This window comes from Acholeplasma equifetale ATCC 29724 (genome assembly GCF_000687735.1).
Lineage (GTDB): Bacteria > Bacillota_I > Bacilli_A > Acholeplasmatales > Acholeplasmataceae > Acholeplasma > Acholeplasma equifetale.
Genome location: NZ_JHXL01000005.1, coordinates 1 through 17,926 on the forward strand (window position 1 = coordinate 1; position 17,926 = coordinate 17,926).

21 protein-coding genes, 1 rRNA gene and 2 pseudogenes are annotated in these 17,926 nt (G+C 30.7%); 2 read left to right on the plus strand and 22 right to left on the minus strand.

What is annotated here, in order from left to right:
• From T434_RS0103375 to trmFO, 17 genes and pseudogenes are all read right to left on the minus strand, one after another.
• Positions 1 to 238 (minus strand): 16S ribosomal RNA (locus tag T434_RS0103375); the annotation flags it as partial.
• Positions 239 to 543: 305 nt separating this feature from the next.
• Positions 544 to 2,076 (minus strand): RIP metalloprotease RseP, encoded by a 1,533-nt coding sequence (gene rseP / locus T434_RS0103380; RefSeq protein WP_026399903.1) that lies wholly within the window; start codon positions 2,074 to 2,076, stop codon positions 544 to 546.
• 17 nt (positions 2,077 to 2,093) lie between these two features.
• Positions 2,094 to 3,053 (minus strand): phosphatidate cytidylyltransferase, encoded by a 960-nt coding sequence (locus T434_RS0103385; protein ID WP_026399904.1) that lies wholly within the window; start codon positions 3,051 to 3,053, stop codon positions 2,094 to 2,096.
• Positions 3,050 to 3,724: a polyprenyl diphosphate synthase gene (gene uppS, locus T434_RS0103390; protein ID WP_210997116.1), complete on the minus strand. Its 675-nt coding sequence runs from the start codon at positions 3,722 to 3,724 to the stop codon at positions 3,050 to 3,052. The genes T434_RS0103385 and uppS overlap by 4 nt, the downstream gene beginning before the upstream one ends.
• Before the next feature lie 35 nt (positions 3,725 to 3,759).
• Positions 3,760 to 4,740, minus strand: a complete 981-nt coding sequence (locus T434_RS0103395; RefSeq protein WP_026399906.1) for a branched-chain amino acid aminotransferase — start codon at positions 4,738 to 4,740, stop codon at positions 3,760 to 3,762.
• A 76-nt stretch (positions 4,741 to 4,816) separates the two neighbouring features.
• Complete coding sequence (locus T434_RS07810; RefSeq protein WP_156934086.1) at positions 4,817 to 4,981, minus strand: hypothetical protein; 165 nt, start codon at positions 4,979 to 4,981, stop codon at positions 4,817 to 4,819.
• Between the two features lie 123 nt (positions 4,982 to 5,104).
• A complete protein-coding gene (locus tag T434_RS0103405; protein WP_026399907.1) occupies positions 5,105 to 5,320 on the minus strand; it encodes a hypothetical protein in 216 nt (71 codons plus the stop codon).
• 69 nt (positions 5,321 to 5,389) lie between these two features.
• Positions 5,390 to 5,944, minus strand: coding sequence for a ribosome recycling factor (gene frr / locus T434_RS07665; protein WP_084301075.1), 555 nt, complete (start codon positions 5,942 to 5,944; stop codon positions 5,390 to 5,392).
• A gap of 3 nt (positions 5,945 to 5,947) precedes the next feature.
• Complete coding sequence (pyrH, locus tag T434_RS06790) at positions 5,948 to 6,661, minus strand: UMP kinase (protein ID WP_162150679.1); 714 nt, start codon at positions 6,659 to 6,661, stop codon at positions 5,948 to 5,950.
• 21 nt (positions 6,662 to 6,682) lie between these two features.
• Positions 6,683 to 7,573: a translation elongation factor Ts gene (gene tsf / locus T434_RS0103415; protein ID WP_026399908.1), complete on the minus strand. Its 891-nt coding sequence runs from the start codon at positions 7,571 to 7,573 to the stop codon at positions 6,683 to 6,685.
• A 98-nt stretch (positions 7,574 to 7,671) separates the two neighbouring features.
• Positions 7,672 to 7,770 (minus strand): annotated as a pseudogene (locus T434_RS08105) (Rho termination factor N-terminal domain-containing protein); the annotation flags it as partial.
• 120 nt (positions 7,771 to 7,890) lie between these two features.
• Positions 7,891 to 8,640 (minus strand): annotated as a pseudogene (gene rpsB / locus T434_RS0103420) (30S ribosomal protein S2); the annotation flags it as partial.
• Positions 8,641 to 8,789: 149 nt separating this feature from the next.
• Entirely contained in the window at positions 8,790 to 9,818 is a 1,029-nt protein-coding gene (locus tag T434_RS07455) for a trypsin-like peptidase domain-containing protein (RefSeq protein ID WP_026399910.1), read from the minus strand.
• A gap of 12 nt (positions 9,819 to 9,830) precedes the next feature.
• Entirely contained in the window at positions 9,831 to 10,268 is a 438-nt protein-coding gene (dut, locus tag T434_RS0103430; protein WP_026399911.1) for a dUTP diphosphatase, read from the minus strand.
• Positions 10,255 to 10,788 carry an NUDIX hydrolase gene (locus tag T434_RS06800; RefSeq protein WP_162150680.1) on the minus strand — a complete coding sequence of 178 codons (534 nt, stop codon included), beginning with the start codon at positions 10,786 to 10,788 and terminating at the stop codon, positions 10,255 to 10,257. The genes dut and T434_RS06800 overlap by 14 nt, the downstream gene beginning before the upstream one ends.
• On the minus strand, positions 10,772 to 11,692 hold the full coding sequence (locus tag T434_RS06805; protein WP_162150681.1) for a tyrosine-type recombinase/integrase: 921 nt from the start codon (positions 11,690 to 11,692) through the stop codon (positions 10,772 to 10,774). Before T434_RS06805 ends, T434_RS06800 begins: the two co-directional genes overlap by 17 nt.
• Positions 11,692 to 12,984 carry a methylenetetrahydrofolate--tRNA-(uracil(54)-C(5))-methyltransferase (FADH(2)-oxidizing) TrmFO gene (trmFO, locus tag T434_RS0103445; RefSeq protein ID WP_026399912.1) on the minus strand — a complete coding sequence of 431 codons (1,293 nt, stop codon included), beginning with the start codon at positions 12,982 to 12,984 and terminating at the stop codon, positions 11,692 to 11,694. Before trmFO ends, T434_RS06805 begins: the two co-directional genes overlap by 1 nt.
• A gap of 96 nt (positions 12,985 to 13,080) precedes the next feature.
• Here trmFO and T434_RS0103450 point away from each other — a divergent pair, with 96 nt between their 5' ends.
• The gene (locus tag T434_RS0103450) at positions 13,081 to 13,737 is read left to right on the plus strand and encodes an MIP/aquaporin family protein (RefSeq protein WP_026399913.1); all 657 of its coding nucleotides are present in this window, start codon (positions 13,081 to 13,083) and stop codon (positions 13,735 to 13,737) included.
• A 13-nt stretch (positions 13,738 to 13,750) separates the two neighbouring features.
• On the opposite strand, the gene T434_RS0103455 is transcribed toward T434_RS0103450, so the two are convergent.
• From T434_RS0103455 to gap, 4 genes are all read right to left on the minus strand, one after another.
• Positions 13,751 to 14,305: an ECF transporter S component gene (locus T434_RS0103455; protein WP_026399914.1), complete on the minus strand. Its 555-nt coding sequence runs from the start codon at positions 14,303 to 14,305 to the stop codon at positions 13,751 to 13,753.
• 21 nt (positions 14,306 to 14,326) lie between these two features.
• Complete coding sequence (locus T434_RS0103460) at positions 14,327 to 14,971, minus strand: uracil-DNA glycosylase (RefSeq protein ID WP_026399915.1); 645 nt, start codon at positions 14,969 to 14,971, stop codon at positions 14,327 to 14,329.
• A gap of 11 nt (positions 14,972 to 14,982) precedes the next feature.
• Positions 14,983 to 15,438, minus strand: coding sequence for a S24/S26 family peptidase (locus tag T434_RS0103465; protein WP_026399916.1), 456 nt, complete (start codon positions 15,436 to 15,438; stop codon positions 14,983 to 14,985).
• Between the two features lie 110 nt (positions 15,439 to 15,548).
• Positions 15,549 to 16,562 carry a type I glyceraldehyde-3-phosphate dehydrogenase gene (gap, locus tag T434_RS0103470; protein ID WP_026399917.1) on the minus strand — a complete coding sequence of 338 codons (1,014 nt, stop codon included), beginning with the start codon at positions 16,560 to 16,562 and terminating at the stop codon, positions 15,549 to 15,551.
• Between the two features lie 165 nt (positions 16,563 to 16,727).
• Here gap and T434_RS0103475 point away from each other — a divergent pair, with 165 nt between their 5' ends.
• Entirely contained in the window at positions 16,728 to 17,300 is a 573-nt protein-coding gene (locus tag T434_RS0103475) for a CYTH domain-containing protein (RefSeq protein ID WP_026399918.1), read from the plus strand.
• A gap of 42 nt (positions 17,301 to 17,342) precedes the next feature.
• On the opposite strand, the gene spx is transcribed toward T434_RS0103475, so the two are convergent.
• Complete coding sequence (gene spx, locus T434_RS0103480; protein ID WP_026399919.1) at positions 17,343 to 17,813, minus strand: transcriptional regulator Spx; 471 nt, start codon at positions 17,811 to 17,813, stop codon at positions 17,343 to 17,345.
• Positions 17,814 to 17,926 lie beyond the last annotated feature (113 nt).

Below are 17,926 nucleotides of genomic sequence, written 5' to 3' on the forward strand. Positions count from 1 at the left end.
TAACTAATGCGCCGCAGACCCCTCCTTAACCGATAAATCTTTAAACATATCAAGATGCCTCAATATGTCCTATCCAGTATTAGCTCCAGTTTCCCAGAGTTATCCTCGAGTTAAGGGTAGGTTATCTACGTGTTACTCACCCGTTCGCCACTCTCTATATTGCTATAGAGCGTTCGACTTGCATGTATTAGGCACGCCGCCAGCGTTCATCCTGAGCCAGGATCAAACTCTCCAAAAAATTTTTGTAAAGTTTAATTTAAGCTCTAAAATTAATTAGTTTTTTGTTTCATTGTTCATCATCATTCAGTTTTCAAAGACTCTTTTAAATCGCTTGTTTTTCAAGCGCTTCTTTATTCTAACACTATCAAATTATATTGTCAACTACTTTTTTTACTTTATTTATTTTCGTTAACTTATAAGTTAATATGTTAGATTTTTTTAAGCGTCTTGGTCAGCGACCTCTAATATTCTAACTCATACCATTTTTAATGTCAACACCTTTTTTTACTTTTTAATAAAAAGATGATTTTCATAGAAAACCATCTATTTAAACAGCCTGATGATGTCATTTGATGTGACAAATAACATTAATGCAAGTAATAAAATGAAACTAATATTATTAACCCACATTTCAACTTTAGCAGGAACTTTCTTTTTAGTGATTGCTTCATATCCTAAGAATAAGATGCGCCCACCATCTAAAGCTGGAATTGGTAATAAATTCATTAATCCAATATTTACAGATAAGAAAGCAACTAAACTCCAAAATCCAATACCTAATCCACTTCGACTTGCACTTGAGACGATTGAAAAAATACCAACTGGACCTGATAGATCACCAATGCCAATTCCACTTCTTGGATTAAATAGTAATCCTAATGTTGAAATCATTTGTGTAACTGAATCACCAAATGCTTGAAATGGATATATAAATGTATATCCTAAGTCAAATGCATAGCCTGTATTAAATCCTAACTGGACAATTACTGGTCTTTCACCAATTGCTTCGATTGTACTATTACTAAAAACTTCAAATTCAACTTCAAATTCTTCATTATCTCTTCTTGCAGTTATTTTAATACTTAAATCATTATAGTTTCTAGCAATATTTAATACATCACCCCAAGAATGAACTAATGTACCATTAATACTAATAATTTCATCACCTAAATTTAATCCAGCTGCTTTAGCTTTTTGACCAATGCCACCAATAATGACTTTCCCTACATGTTCATCTTGTTTGCTACTTGCTAATCCAAAGTTTTGAAGAACAATTGTTACATAAGTTGATACAGTAACCTCATTATTATTTCTTAAAATTTTTAATTCAACTTCTTCATCAGCGATTTGTAATAAGGCATTTTGTATATCTTTAGAATCTTTAGTCTCAATACCATCAATTGATAAGATAACATCCCCTGCAAGTAGATCACTGTTAAATGATTCTGCAATTTTATTATCATTTAACGGCTTACCTTGAATAATACCAATTAAGAAAAATATAACAAATGCCATAATAAAGTTCATTAATGGACCAAAAAATAAAACTAAGAATCTTTGCCATATGGTTTTAGATGCAAAACTTGATTCATGTGGTGTAATTTGAATTTCTTTTTTATAGTTATATAAATATCTTGCTGTGCGTTCAACTTGAAATCTTTGTATTGTTCCATCTTCAAGTTTCATTTCAATAAATAAAGGTTTTAAATTTTCACCAAATAAATCAAAATCTAATACTTCACCTGTAAAACTTGTATTCGAGATTGTTCTATCTAAAGTGATTTCTTTAACTAACCCAATTTCATTTAAGTTAATACCAATTTTCGATCCTTTTTTAATATACGCAAAATCACCATTTTCTCCACTCATTGATACATAACCACCAAGTGGAATAACTCTTAATGCATAATATGTGTCCCCTTTTTTCTTTTTAATAATATGTGGACCCATACCAATTGAAAACTCATGTACTAAAATATGTGCTTTTTTCGCAAGTAAAAAATGGCCTAACTCATGAATTGATATAATTGCAGTTAATACTAATAAAAATATAATTATTTCATAAATTAAAGTCATTTCGGATAATACTCCTTTTAAATGTAAGTCATTAATATAAAGATACTTAGGAATAAAATACCAATAAACATAATTGAATCAAAACGGTCTAATATACCGCCATGTCCTGGCATAATATTACCAAAATCTTTAATATGATAGGTGCGTTTAAATTTACTTGCAACCAAGTCACCAATTTGCCCAGCAATTGTTCCAAAGAATGTAATAGGAACAATCACTAAGGCTTGAAGCCATAAGTCTCTGTGTCCAATATCTGTAAAATTATCAAATATTGTAATTAAATAAACCCCCTCTGAATCAGCTGGGTTAAATATGCTTCCTAAAAATCCATTTGGTGTAAAAATATATCCATAAAACATTGCAAACGCTGATGCAATTAATGTTGCAATAACAGATCCTGCAATTGCACCTTCCCAACTTTTTTTAGGAGAAATATTTGGCGCCATCTTATGCTTCCCAAATTTAATACCAAAAATATATGCAAATATATCTGTAACAAATGAAATTAGTGCCACGTAAACAATAAATCGAATACCTAAATAACGTAATAACGTAATTGAAGCAGCACCTAATCCTACATAATAAATAATTGTAAATGCCTTCCCAATGTCAGCACCTGTAAATTCATCAACAAATACCATACAAGCTAATAAAACAAGTGTGACTAATGAAATAACAACAATCGGGTCAATATTTAGTGTAATCAATTGTAATTCATGAGAAATTGTTGGATTAATAGGTTTTAATAATGTTCCTAAATTAATATAAGTTAGCAAGGTTAAGATTAAAATTACAATTTTAATACTTAATTTGATTGGTTTTTCATGTTCATACATAGCTAACATTTCCATTGTTGCAATTACAACCATAGATACTACTAATAATTGAAATATATTAAATACCCAAGGTACGTTAATAATTGTAACTGGTGTTAGTATGAGTGCTAATATTAAAGCAGTAATTACTCTTTGCTTCATTGTTTTAAGCCTCCAAAGCGTCTGTTGCGTTTAGCATAAGATTTCATAGCCTTATTAAATTCTTTTTTTGTAAATTCAGGCCAATGTTTTTTTGTAAAATAGAATTCTGCATAAGCAATTTGCCAAAGTAGAAAATTTGAAATTCTTAATTCACCACTTGTTCTAATAAGTAAATCAACTGGTTCTTTAACCATTAAATTTTTATAAACTTCTTCAACTGTAAATTCTTTAACCGCTTTAAAGGCTGTTAGTAATTCATCATATGACCCATAATCAAAACAGATATTAAGTACCATACCTTGATGATCCTTTGTCACATCTTCGAGTAATCGTATAGCATTTAATAGTTTTTCTGGAATTCTATCTTTTCTACCTTGAATAAGAATTTTGATATCTGATTTTTTAAACTTTTCAATGTTTTCCATAATCATTTGAGCTGGTTTTGTCATTAAATAATCGACTTCTTCTTTAGGACGTTTCCAGTTTTCTGTAGAAAATGCATAAACTGTAAGCATCTTTATACCAACTTGATTGGCATATTGAGCAATTGTAACAAGATTTTGGCCACCTTGATAATGTCCAGCCTGTCTTGGTAGTAATCGTTTTTTGGCCCAACGACCATTACCATCAAGAATTATTGCTACATGTCTGGGTAATTTTTCTTTTTCCACGATAAAATCTCCTCTTGCTACTTATTATAACAAAATTATAAAGAATAAACCCATCCGTATGGTTCTTTTATATCACCATATTGTATACTTTGTAATAAATTATATAATTTGTGTAAAATTACGTAAGAATCAAATTGATACGTATGACCATCATGATAAACTTCTTTAATTGGTGTGATGACAGCTGCTGTACCACATGCACCAAGTTCATCAAATAATTCTAATTCGTTTATCTTAATTGAACGCTTTTTAACCTTTAGATTTAAATAGTCTTTTGCTAAAATTTGAAGGGATTGATTTGTTATCGATGGTAATATAGAGTTAGATTGCGGTGTGATCATTTCATTTCCTTTTATACCAATGATATTAGTCGCACCAGTTTCATCAATTTTTGAATGCGTTTTAGGATCTAAATATAAACAATCATCAAATCCATCTTTAGTAGCTAACTTTTTAGGATATAAACTTGCTGCATAATTCGCACCAACTTTTACATGACCCAATCCATTAGGTGCTGCTCTATCATAACTTGTTGTTGTTAATCTAATTGGTTGAAACCCATCCTTAAAATAACTTCCAACAGGTGTTGCAACAATACCAAATAAAAAAGTTTCACTTGAACGGACACCTAACACACTTTCTGTTCCAATAATAAATGGTCGAATATATAAAGCTCCTTTAGATTCGTATGATGGTACTAAGTCTCTATTAGCATCTACCACTTTTAAAATAGCATCTAAAAAATATGATTTTGTCATTCTTGGTATGAGTAATCGCTCTGATGAAGTCATAAATCTTTCATAGTTTGCATCAGGTCTAAATAAAAGAATTCGATTATCTTTTGAGCGATAAGCCTTTAATCCTTCGAATATTGATTGACCGTATTGAATTGCACTTGATAAAACACTAAGTTCGATTGAGATTGAATTACTTAAAATACCTTCTTGCCAACTTCCATTTTCATATTTTGAATAAAAAACTTTGTTTGTACCGTGATACTTAAATCCTTGAACCATAATAATCACCTCTTTAATTTAGGTCATTATATCATGATTCATAAAAAAACCTGGGTTGTAAACCCAGGTATATAATTTATAGTTCGTCAGTTAAAACTGGATGACCATAAATTGCTATAGTAATAAGATCAACTAAAAATAACCCTACTTTTTCAAAAATAATCCAAACAATACCAAGAATAATTAATCCAGAATTATTTTTTTCAATACCTTTAATAAGTCGATAAATACCCCAAACCATATCTAAAAACGGTAATGCAAAAATAATCTAACCCATAATGGAAGATTATCCATCCATTTGATAAATTCCATAATTTTTCACCCTTATCTAAATTGAAAACCATCATTTGATGGTTTTCTTTTCTTACGCTAAAATGCTAATTCTATTAGTTAAAATGATTGTAATGATATCAATTATCCAAAAGATTGGTATTAATGCAATGATACCAAAAATAATTAACATTGCATCGCCTTTTTCAATACCTTTTATAATTCTATATGCTGGTGAAATAATATATCCAAAGAAAATTTGGAGGATTAATTTCACAAGCATTGTCAATTTATCATACCCTTTTGTCATTCGAATTTTTCTCCTTTTTCTTTATTATAACAAAAAAGAACATCAATGTAAAAATTGATGTCCTTTATCTTATATTGTTAATAATTCGTCTGATTTTTCTTTAGTTAATTCTTCAACTTTTTTAACATATTTATCAGTTAAAACTTGAATATCATCTAAATATCCTTTTTCGATATCTTCAGCTAATCCAAGTTTTTTCATTTGGTCATTAGCATCACGACGAATATTACGAATAGCAACTTTTCCGTTTTCAGAGAATTTTTCAACTTCTTTAACGAGTTGTCTTCTTCTTTCTTCAGTTAATGCAGGTAACATTAAGCGAATACCTACACCATCATTACGTGGTGGTAAGCCTAAGTCTGATGCATTAATTGCTTGTTCAATGTCCTTTAAAATAGATTTATCAAAAGGTTTGATGTAAAGTTGTTGAGCCTCAGGAACTGAAATGCTAGCAACTTGTTTTAATGGTGTTGGAGTTCCATAATATTCAACCACAATTCGATCTAAAAGATTTGGGTTTGCACGACCTGTACGAATAGTTGCAAACTCACGTTGTAAAGATTGAACTGACTTCTCCATCTTTTCTTCAAACTCTAACATTAGCATATCTGCTTGTTCGATCATAATTCACACTCCATTGGTTACAATCGTTCCGATTGCTTCTTTTTTTACTGCTTTAATCATGTTTCCTTCTTTATTCATATCAAATACTAAGATATCAATGTTGTTGTCTTTACATAATGAAGCAGCTGTAGAATCCATGATTTGAAGATTCTTTTCTAAAACTTGTTGATGAGATAATGTGTCATATTTAACAGCATCTTTATAGATGTTTGGATCTTTATCATAAACACCATCTACACCATTTTTAGCCATTAATATTACGTCACAATTTAATTCGGCAGCTCTTAATGCTGCAGTTGTGTCAGTTGAGAAATAAGGAGAACCTGTTCCACCAGCTAAAATAATAACTCTACCTTTTTCAAAGTGTCTTAAAGCTCTTCTACGTATATAAGGTTCTGCAACAGCTGAGGTTGGTAATGCTGACATTACACGTGTGGCAACATTATGTCCTTCTAATGCATCTTGTAATGCTAAAGAGTTCATAATTGTACCAAGCATCCCCATATAGTCTGCTTGAGCTCTATCCATGCCTAGTTCTTCACCAGTTTTACCACGCCAGAGATTTCCAGCACCTACAACAACAGCAACTTCAACACCTAAATCTCTCATTTTTTTAATTTCAAGCGCTATGCCTTTAACGGTTTGTGGATCAATTCCATAAACACCATGACCTTTAAGAGCTTCACCTGAAAGTTTGAGTATAACGCGCTGATACATCACGAATTCCCCCAATTTTGGTTAAATTTTAGCTTGCGCTCTTACTTCTTCTGCGAAATCTACGACTTGTTTTTCGATACCTTCTCCAACTTCTAAACGAACGAAGTTAACGATTTCATTATTATGTTGTTTTAAGTAATCTTGAACTTTTAATGCTGGGTCTTTAACAAAACCTTGTTCTAATAATACGAATTCTTGTAATGTTTTGTTTAAGCGACCATTTATAATACCTTCTAATACTTTTTCAGGTTTGCTTGATAATGCTGGATCTTGAGCAACTTGTTCTTTAATGATACGAGTTTCAGTTTCAATTGTTTCATGGTCAACAGATGCTCTATCTAAGAATCTAGGGTTGAACATACATACATGCATTGCAAGATCTTTAGATACTTCTGCATCTTCTTTCTTAACAATTGTTAAAACTGAAATCTTACCACCCATGTGTTTGTATGAACCAAAGCTTTCGCTTGCATCTTTAGTCACTGATACAACTCTTCTTAAAGTGATTTTTTCACCAATTTTAGCTGTAGCTTGAAGTAATTGTTGTTCAATTGTGTCACCATTTGCATCTTTAATTTGAAGTGCTTCTTCAACTGATTTTGCATCTGATTTAATTAATTGTTGACCGATACTCTTTAATAAGTTTAAGAATAATTCATTTTTAGCAACAAAGTCAGTTTCTGAATTTAGTTCAAATAAAACTGCTTTATTTCCTTCAATAATTACATCTGTTAACCCTTCACTAGCAATTCTATCTGCTTTCTTAGCAGCTTTAGCAATACCTTTTTCTCTTAAGTATTCAATTGCTTTTTCGATGTTTCCATCATTTTCTTCTAGCGCTTTTTTACAATCTAACATACCTGCGCCTGTTCTGTCTCTTAGTTCTTTGACCATTGCAGCAGTAATAACCATATTTAGATACTCTCCTTTACATTTATCAATATCATTATACTATATAAAACGTCTTTTTTTCAAAATAAAGGGATGAAAACATTCATCCCCTTTTTACATTAGCGGCTTAAAGCTTCAATTAATTCTGCTTTTCTCATTGTTGAATAATTAGCAACACCTTTAGCTTTTGCTAATTCTCTTAATTCAGCAACTTTTAATGAACTTAAATCAACTGATTCTTCTTTTTTAGGTTCTTCTACTTTAACTTCTTCAGTCTTAGTTTCAGCTTTCTTTTCTTCTTTAGCTTTTTTAGGCTCTCTAGCTTCTTTTTGTGCTTTAGGGGCTTTCTTTGGTTGTTCTTCTTTTTCATCGATTGAAACTTCTTCATCTTCGAATTTTTCAACAACGCCACCTTGAGCTTCGATAGCTGCATTAGCCATAGCCCATGTAATTAATTTAACAGCACGAATTGCATCATCGTTTGCAGGGATAACATAATCAACCATTTCAGGGTCACAGTTAGTATCAACGATACCTACAACTGTAATACCTAATTTTTTAGCTTCTGCAACTGCGATTTGTTCTGTTTTAGGGTCAACAACGAAAATTGCTTGTGGTAATCTTTGCATATCTTTGATACCACCTAAGAATTTTTCAAGTCTTTCTCTAGTTTTGATTAATTTAGCAACTTCTTTTTTAGGTAATAAATCCCATTTACCTGATTCTTGATCAGCATATAAATCGTGTAATAATTTAATACGTCTTCTAATTGTCTTGAAGTTTGTTAATGTACCACCTAACCATCTGTGATCAACATAGTATTGACCTGAACGGATAGCTTCTTCTTTAACAGCATCTTGTGCTTGTTTTTTAGTACCTACAAATAAAATTTTTCCACCGTCTTTAACGATGTTGTATAAAGCATTGTATGCTTCCTCAATTTTTTGAGCTGTAATCTTCAAGTCGATGATATGAATATCTTTACGAGCTGTGAAGATGTATGGTGCCATTTTTGGATTCCATCTTCTAGTTTGGTGACCGAAATGAACACCTGATTCTAATAATTGTTTCATTGAAACTACTGCCATAATTAAATTCCTCCATTTTTTGTTTTTTTCCTCTGTGCAACTTCACTTTCACCACTAGATAACTAGCACTTGGCAAAAGAAACATTACACATGTGTTTTTTGCAGCCAATTAAATATAACATAAAGTTATATATTTTGCAACAATTATATTAATTTTTACCAGAAATATATGTTTTTACTTCATCAATGTGAATTGCAAAATTATAAAGTTGTAAGTCTGTTTCTTCATCATACATTGGGTATGAATATGCGTTAATTCCAATTAATTCACCATAGATATTAATTAATGCACCGCCTGAGTTACCCGGGTTAATTGGTGCCGTATGCATAATGACATCAGCATCAAATTGATAATCATCCCAGTCGTTTCGTTTAGCGTATGAAACAATACCAAATGTTACGATATCTTCAAACCATACTGGTGAACCAATTGCATATACCATATCACCTTTTTGAATTTTAGAACCATCTGCCATTGGTATAACAGGTAAATCATCGGTTGTTGTAAATTTTAAAATCGCTAAATCTTTTACTGCGGTTTCTGCAACCTTAGTAATACCTGTATAGCTCTTGCGATTTTCACCATCAAATACAGTGATTTTAAAGTTTGAACCTGTTGATCCATACGTTACGTGTTCATTTGTTAATACATAATATGTATTGCCTTCTTTGCGGTAAATAACACCAGATCCACCTGAACCTTCTTCAGAACCAGAAACAATATCAATCATAACTACACTTTTATTTGCTTGTTTTATTAATTCAATTTGTGCTTGATTGACTAAAGAAATAATTTCTTTTGCAGTTAATGATCCAGTATTTCCTAATAAAGATTTTATAAAATCTATATTTTCAGTAAACCACGTTTCTAAATCTTCGCTTGATAAATCTGTATCATTTTTAATCCATTTTGCATATAATGTTAGATTTGTTGCAGCACCTGAATTAAATCCCATTGGATATTTATATTCTTTATCTAAATACCATCCACCAAAAATAAATCCTTCTTTTGTTGGATCTTCTGATGGTAAGAAATATTCAAATGCATTAACTTCTTGTGTAAATAAAAATTCATTTTCAGATACATACGTAATTTGTACTTTTTTTAAATTTGAGTCTTGGCAAGCCACTAAAAATAAACTTAAGCTTGCAAATAATGTTAATAATATCTTTTTCATTTTTTTATCCCCTTAATTGGAACTTCCAAATCCACCTTTTCTTAATTTTTTTGCACTATCATTATCAGTTAAACCATATTTTTGGAAAATACCTTGTGCAATACGTTCACCTTTTTTAATCACTTGCACTTCAGTTCCAAAATTATAAATTGGAATCATTATATGTCCTTCATTCTCAGCATTATTATAATAATCTTTATCAACAACACCTACATTATTTGACATTGTTAATCTTCTTTTAATTCCTAAACTTGATCTTGGATATACAAATAAAGCCTCATCTTCGGGCATATCTGCCTTTAACCCCGTTGGAACTAGCTTTATTTCACCTGGATTAATTGTGATATCTTCAGCAGACGCCAAATCATATCCAGCACTATATTTTGTAGCTCGTTCTGGTATTTTTATATCTTTATCCAAATAACTTTGAATCACTTCAAATTTTCTCATCTTCTAAACCTCTTAATAAATATTTTAATACCGCATTTTCTCTTGGTAAAACAGTTTTCATACCTTTATTTCTTGGTGCTTCTTTGATTGTTTTTTCATTAACTAAAATGGCTTCTTTAATTTCAATCCAAGTTGGTATGACACCGTGTTCATATTCTCGTGATTCTAATTTTTGCTCACCTAATTGGTCAATTTTACATGTGAAATAAAATGATGTTTGATGGTAAACATGATTTGAACCACTCACACCATATCGTTTTTCTTCAACAAACCCAATAGGTGAAATATTATAAACTTTTTTAGCACCTAATTCTTCTTCTAATTCTCTTTTTAGAGCATCTTCTAAAGTTTCATTATCTTTAACACCACCACCTGGAAATGTATAATCTTTAAAAAGCGGTGAATATACCATTAGAACTTTATTACCTTGTTGGATAACCCCTCGAACAGTTACTCTTTTTTTATGTATTTCTTGGTTTTCTAAACCTTCTTCAATAATCATATCACTTATTTTTTTCATGTTGAATCATCCTTGGATGTGTTTTTGAATATTTCTCTTTAACAACTTCACTTGAAACATGTGTATATATTTGAGTTGATTTTAGATGTGCATGCCCTAATAACTCTTGAACAACTCTTAAATCTGCACCATGATTTAAAAGTGTTGTTGCAAAGGCGTGTCTTAACATATGTGGATGAATTTTAAATGTTTCTCCACTTTTTGTAATAATATCATTTAAAATCACTCTTAATCCACGTTCTGTTAAAGGCGTCCCTTTATAATTAATAAATAATTTTTTCTCATTTGTATTCGTGCCTTTTGCTAGTAATGTTGCACGTGTATATGTTAGATAAAATTTTAACTGTTCAACTAAATTTTGATGTAAAGGTACATATCGATCTTTGCCACCTTTACCATGTATTTTTAATTGTTCATTCGATATATATACATCAGATATCGTTAATCCAATTAATTCAGATGCACGTAATCCACAGCTATACAACAAATCTAATATTAAATAATTCCTTACACCTAGTGGTTTTGTGCGATCAATTGATTCAAATAAATAATTAATTTCTTCATCTTGAATCACTTGAGGTAATCGTTTTGGTACTTTCGGTGTTTTTACAAACTGAAAAATATTGATATCTATCAAATTTTTAGATTGTAAATATGAATAAAAGTTTTTTAATGCTGAAATTTTTCTTGCAATTGAAGTTTTTGTAAAGTTTTGGTTATCCAAATATGAAATATAGTTACGTGCTAAACGTTCACGCGTAGCACCTAATAAACTATCTGCTAAACCTTCTGTTTTTAAAAACTGTTCAAATTGCTCAACATCATTTAGATAACTTATGACCGTATCTTCACTATAATTCATTTCAATCATTAAATAATCTTTATATAACACCAAAACATCCATTATAGATTTTCCTTTATATAATTTTGAATCGCTTCAATGGCTCTATCGTGATATATTTTTTTACGTTCTTGTTTTTTAGCTTTAACTTCTTCTAATAGTCCGAAATTTGCATTCATTGGGACAAATTGATGATGATAATGAGATATATATTGACTCATAGCGCCCATCATTGAATGAACTGGTAAAGGTTTAACTGCGTTTGTTTTAATATAGTGATACATGTTAATTGCAGCATTAATACCCGAAGCTGCACTTTCAACGTAACCTTCAACACCTGAGATTTGGCCTGCGAAAAACCAATTTGGTATATTTTTCACTTGAAATGCTTGATTAAGATAATCAGGACTGTTTAAATATGTGTTACGATGTATCACTCCGTATCTTAAAATCTCGGCATTTTCTAATCCCGGAATCATTTGTATAACGCGTTTTTGATCGCCCCATTTTAAACTTGTTTGAAAACCTACAATGTTGTACATTGTTTTATTCAAATCATCTTGACGAAGTTGAACAACAGCATATGGTAATGTACCGTCTGCTTTTTCCAACCCAACCGGTTTTAATGGTCCAAATCTTAATGTTTCATAACCTCTTGCAGCCATCACTTCAACAGGCATACATCCTTCAAACACATTATTTTCAAAATCTTTTGGAACAACTTTTTCAGCAGTCATTAATGCCTCATAAAATCTATCATATTCTTCTTTGTTCATAGGACAGTTAATATATGAAGCTTCACCTTTATCATAGCGACTCTTTAAGTAACATATATCCATGTTAATTGACTCTGCACTAAGTATTGGTGCAACCGCATCAAAAAAATGTAATGATTCACTATGTAATTTATTTCTAATAAATTCACTTAAAGGTTCACTGGCAAGTGGACCTGCAGCAATAATTGTTAATTCATCTTCATTAAGTTCTTTGACTTCTTCACGAATAACTTCAATATTTGGATGATTCATAATTTTTTCTGTTATATAGCCTGAAAAACGGTCTCTATCAACCGCTAAACTGCTCCCTGCCGGAACTTCAGCTTGGATTGCACTTTCCATAACAAGTGAACCAAACATCCTCATCTCTTCTTTTAATAATCCAACAGCATTATATGGATCATTTGATCTTAAAGAATTTGAACATACTAACTCTGCAAATTGTTCTGTAACATGTGCAGGTGTTTTTTTAATTGGTCTCATTTCATATAATTTGACCTTTATACCGCGGTTAGCTAGAAACCATGCTGCCTCACTACCAGCTAAACCGCCTCCAATAATTTTTACCATTCTCTTCACCAGTTTTTATTATACCATGTATAACGAAGCTTCCTGCTAAAATAAAATTCAAAATACTCATGTTATAATGATGGTGTAAAAGGGGGATAGATAAACTTGAAAAAGTTATATTTTGGGGAAATTCTTGGTACATTCGCATTGATATTTATTGGATGTACAGTTGCAGTACTAAGCGGTAATTTATTAACAACCGCATTAGCATTTGGTACTACAGTTGTTGTAATGAGTTATACGATTGGTCATTTATCAGGAAGTCATTTTAATCCTGTAGTTAGTTTAGCAATGGCTGTAAAGAAAAAAATAACATGGAATGAGTTTTTACATTACATCCTTGCTCAATTTGTTGGGGGAATTTTTGGTATATTAGCTGTATATGTCATAACCCATGATCGAAATAGTCTCGGATCTAATCAAGTGAGCGCTTTGAGTTCATCAGAGTCTATCTCAATATTTATTGGTTTATTCACTGAGATTCTTGTAACATTTTTCTTTATTTTTGTAATATTAATGGTTCAAAGTAAACAGGAATTAGAAAAGTTCGCAGGATTAATTATTGGGATTACTTTATCACTTTTAATTTTAGTTGCAGGTCCAGTAACAAATGCTTCTTTAAATCCAATTCGTTCTCTTGCTCCTGCATTAATCGAATTTGGTAAACCTTTAGAACAACTTTGGATATTCATTTTAGGTCCAACAGTTGGAAGCTTACTTGCTGTATTTGTATATAATTTTGTTCCACAAGATGAGTCTTAAATGAAAGAAAAGGTTAACGTGAGTTAACCTTTTTTGTTTTGTATGTTTTAATTGTAAAATCTAAATACATCGGTTCTAATCTTAAATTAATTTGATAAACAATAAATGATAGAATAAACGTATTTACTGGAATTAATCCCACTTTAACTAATGTTGTCCAAAATAAAACTTCTCCTTCAGCAAATCCATAAGCTAAAATTGCAAGAGAATTACTAATTGTTGCAAGTAAATGAGCAATTAATACTGTGACTAACATCATATAGAATGATTTAAAATTTTTGTTGATAATACCTGGCAAAAATCCCCACCATATAGCTGCTATTACAAACAATGGTAAATAGGCATCACCAGCTGCTAATACTGCTAAAAAGTCCGCTGTTATAGCCATTAAAACGCCATAAATTGGTCCTAATAACATGCTACCTATGATTAAAGGCATTGCATAAAAAGGAAGTCCAAATATATTTTTCATATCCGCTGGGACAAATTGCTTAAATAAAACATCAATAACAACCGATAATGCTGTTAATGTTGCTGCAAGTGTTAATCTTCTTATTTGTTTATGCATTTTATCACATCCTTTTTATATTTACTTTGACCAATCAATTGGTTTAACATTGTTTCTGATTAAGTACTCGTTTGCACGACTAAATGGTTTTGAATTAAAAAAATCTACTCTTGCAGAAAATGGTGATGGATGTGAAGATTCTATGACAAAATGTTTTTCATTATTAATCAAATTTTTATAACTTTTAGCATTATTTCCCCAAAGAATGAAACAAATTGGTTGATCTAATTTATCTAAAAATGAAATTACATGTTCTGTAAATATTTCCCATCCAATACCTTTGTGTGAGTTTGGTTTATCTTTAATAACAGTAAGTTGAGTATTTAATAATAAAACCCCTTCTTTTGCCCATGAAGTTAAATTATTATTTGTTCTTATAATATCTAAATCATTTTTTAATTCAATAAAAATGTTTTGAAGTGATGGTGGACGTTTATCAACAAGCACACTAAAAGCTAATCCATGTGCTTCATTTTCGCCATGATATGGATCTTGACCTAAAATGACAACTTTGACATTTTCAATAGGCGTTAATCGAAATGCTTCAAACCATTTATCTTTTGGAGGATACACTGTTTGACTTTGCATATCATAATATATTTTATTCATCATACCTTCAAAGTATGATTGCTTACTTTCTTTTTCAATAAATTGATACCAATTCATTTTTATCATCCTTAAGGTAAAATAAACCAAAGTTTACCAATAATATCATTAATTGTTACGTGATATTCTTCATTATCATTCATCTTAAAATGATCATAAATTCTATCTTCTTTATTTTTTTCAAATTCTCGATGTGGATATGTAATGACATATCCTTCTTCAGTAATATGAGAAAAATGATGTGTAACTATCTTTCTTTGATAAGAACCATTAACATAGATATATGTTTCAAATAATATGACATCACCATCTTTTAATTCATATGGATTTAATACTTTATATGCAACGATAACATCTTCTGTCATAATCATTGGTTCCATTGAACCACTTGCAACCTTATACCAACCAAAACCTAAATATTTAGTTGTTTTTCCTGGCATAGCTAAAGATATAATTATAAATAAACTCAAATATAACACAACGACTGCATATATGGTATTCAGAATGATTTTAAATGTTTTTTTCATATTGTCTCCATTGTTTATAATCTAACTAATAGTTTACCATAAAACATGCACTTAATCGAAAAAAAATACAGGCTTTATAAAAAGCCTGTATCGATTTAATTAAATTCAGCTTACTTAATTAATTTAGCGAATTTTTCCATAGTTCTTACTAATTGTGCAGTATATGACATTTCGTTATCATACCATGACATAACTTTAACGAACTTAGGATTTGTTTTTAAGATTTGAGTTGTATTTGCATCAAAGATTGAACCATAATGTGTTCCGATTACGTCTGCTGAAACAATTGGATCTTCTGTGTATAATAATGTTTCGTTAGCAGCTTTTTTGAATGCAGCATTAACTTCTTCAACAGTAACTTCTTTTTGTAATTCTACTGTTAAGTCGATGATTGAACCTGTAATAGTTGGAACACGTAAAGCTGTACCATCTAATTTTCCTTTTAATTCAGGCAATACTAAACCGATTGCTTTAGCAGCACCAGTTGATGAAGGGATGATTGATGCAGCAGCTGCACGTCCTCTTCTTGAGTAAATACCTTTCTTATGTGGTTGGTCCATTAATGATTGATCGTTTGTGTAAGCATGAACTGTTGTCATGAACCCTTGAACGATACCGAAGTTTTCATGTAATACTTTAGCAACTGGAGCTAAAGCGTTTGTTGTACATGAAGCACCTGAAATGATTGTTTCAGAACCGTCTAAAACATTATCGTTAACATTGAAAACGATAGTCTTAATATCATCACCTGTTGCAGGAGCTGAAATAACTACTTTCTTAGCACCAGCTGTGATGTGAGCTTGAGCTTTTTCAGCTGAAGTGAATAATCCTGTTGATTCTAATACAACATCAACACCAAGTTGTCCCCATGGTAATGTTGCAGGATCTTTTTGAGCATAAATAGTAATTTCTTTACCATCAACTACTAATTTATCTCCGTTGAATGATACATCGTGACCTTTAAAACCACCTTGTGCTGTATCATACTTTAAAAGGTATGCTAATGATTCAGCATCAGTTAAGTCGTTAATTGCCACGATATCAAATGTAGGATTTCCCCACATTAATCTGAATGCGAGTCTTCCGATACGACCAAATCCGTTAATTGCTACTTTAATAGCCATATTTGTTTCCTCCTCGATTATATTTGGTTTTCTTCCATTACTATTTTATCACATCAATTATAAATTGAAAGAGAAAATGTAAGTGTAAACGTTTACGAGACAATTATTGCTCAAACAGTTTGAAATTGTGGTGTTTGTGATATAATCTTTAAAGAGGTATATGATATGAATCATAATGCAATGAATAAGAATATTGAAATTGAATTCAAAACAAGAATCTCCGAAGAAACTTACCACAAATTACTTTCTGATTTTGATTTAGAGAATAATGTTTTCAAGCAAACAAATTATTATTTTGATACTGACAACTTAGATTTAAATCAAAGAAAAACAGTATTAAGAATTCGTTCAAAAGGTCCTCATAGTTTTAAACTTACTTTAAAAAGTCAACATGAACAAGAAGCATATGAGTTTCATGTTTTCCTAACAAAAGATGAAGCAGAACATATGATTAAACATGGTTTTAACACAAAAGATTATTTTGAAGAATTCGATTACTTTGTTACATTTAAAACTTCTTTAGACAATTATCGAGCTAAAACACCTTATGAACGTGGTACATTATTCTTTGATTTATGTGAGTATTGTGGTCAAAGGGACTATGAAATTGAGTATGAAGTAGATCACTATGAAGAGGGATTAAAAGTTTGGTATGAGTTTTTACAAAAAAATCATATTACTCAAACGCCAACACTTAGAAAATCTGAACGTGCACTTATGTGTATTTTAAACAAATAGGCTCTATGCCTATTTTTTTTACAAAAAAATAGTCCATAAGGACTATTCTTCATCTTCTTCTGAAATTTCGCCATCTTCAATGGCTTTAAAATATCGATTTAATGTTTCTTGATAATGCGCAAAATCTTCTTCTGAATTCTCACGCATAATCATTTCTCTTAATTTTTTTGGAATAAACACTCGAATTTCTTCATCGTTATAACCAACTTGCATTCTCTTTGAATCCACAATAATTGGTCTTTTTAATACAGATGGGTTTTGAATAATAAAGTTTTTTAATTCGGAAACAGACATATCTTCAACATCTAATTCTTCTTCTTTGAAGACTTTTGAGCGTGTTGAAATAATGTCATCAAAACCATTTTCTGCATGTTTTAACATTAACTCAATGTCTTCTTCTGTAATACGATGATTGAAAAGATTTTTCTCTTCGTATGGGACTTTATGCTCATCTAGCCATTTTTTAGCTTTACGACATGAAGAACAGCTGGGTGTCGTATAAATTGTGATCATAACATGTCTACCCCCTCTTAAAAAACAATAACCCTTGCGGGATTTATTGTCCATTTTTATTATACCGTTTTGTCAAATGATTTACAATAGAACATTAAAAATTGCATAATTTT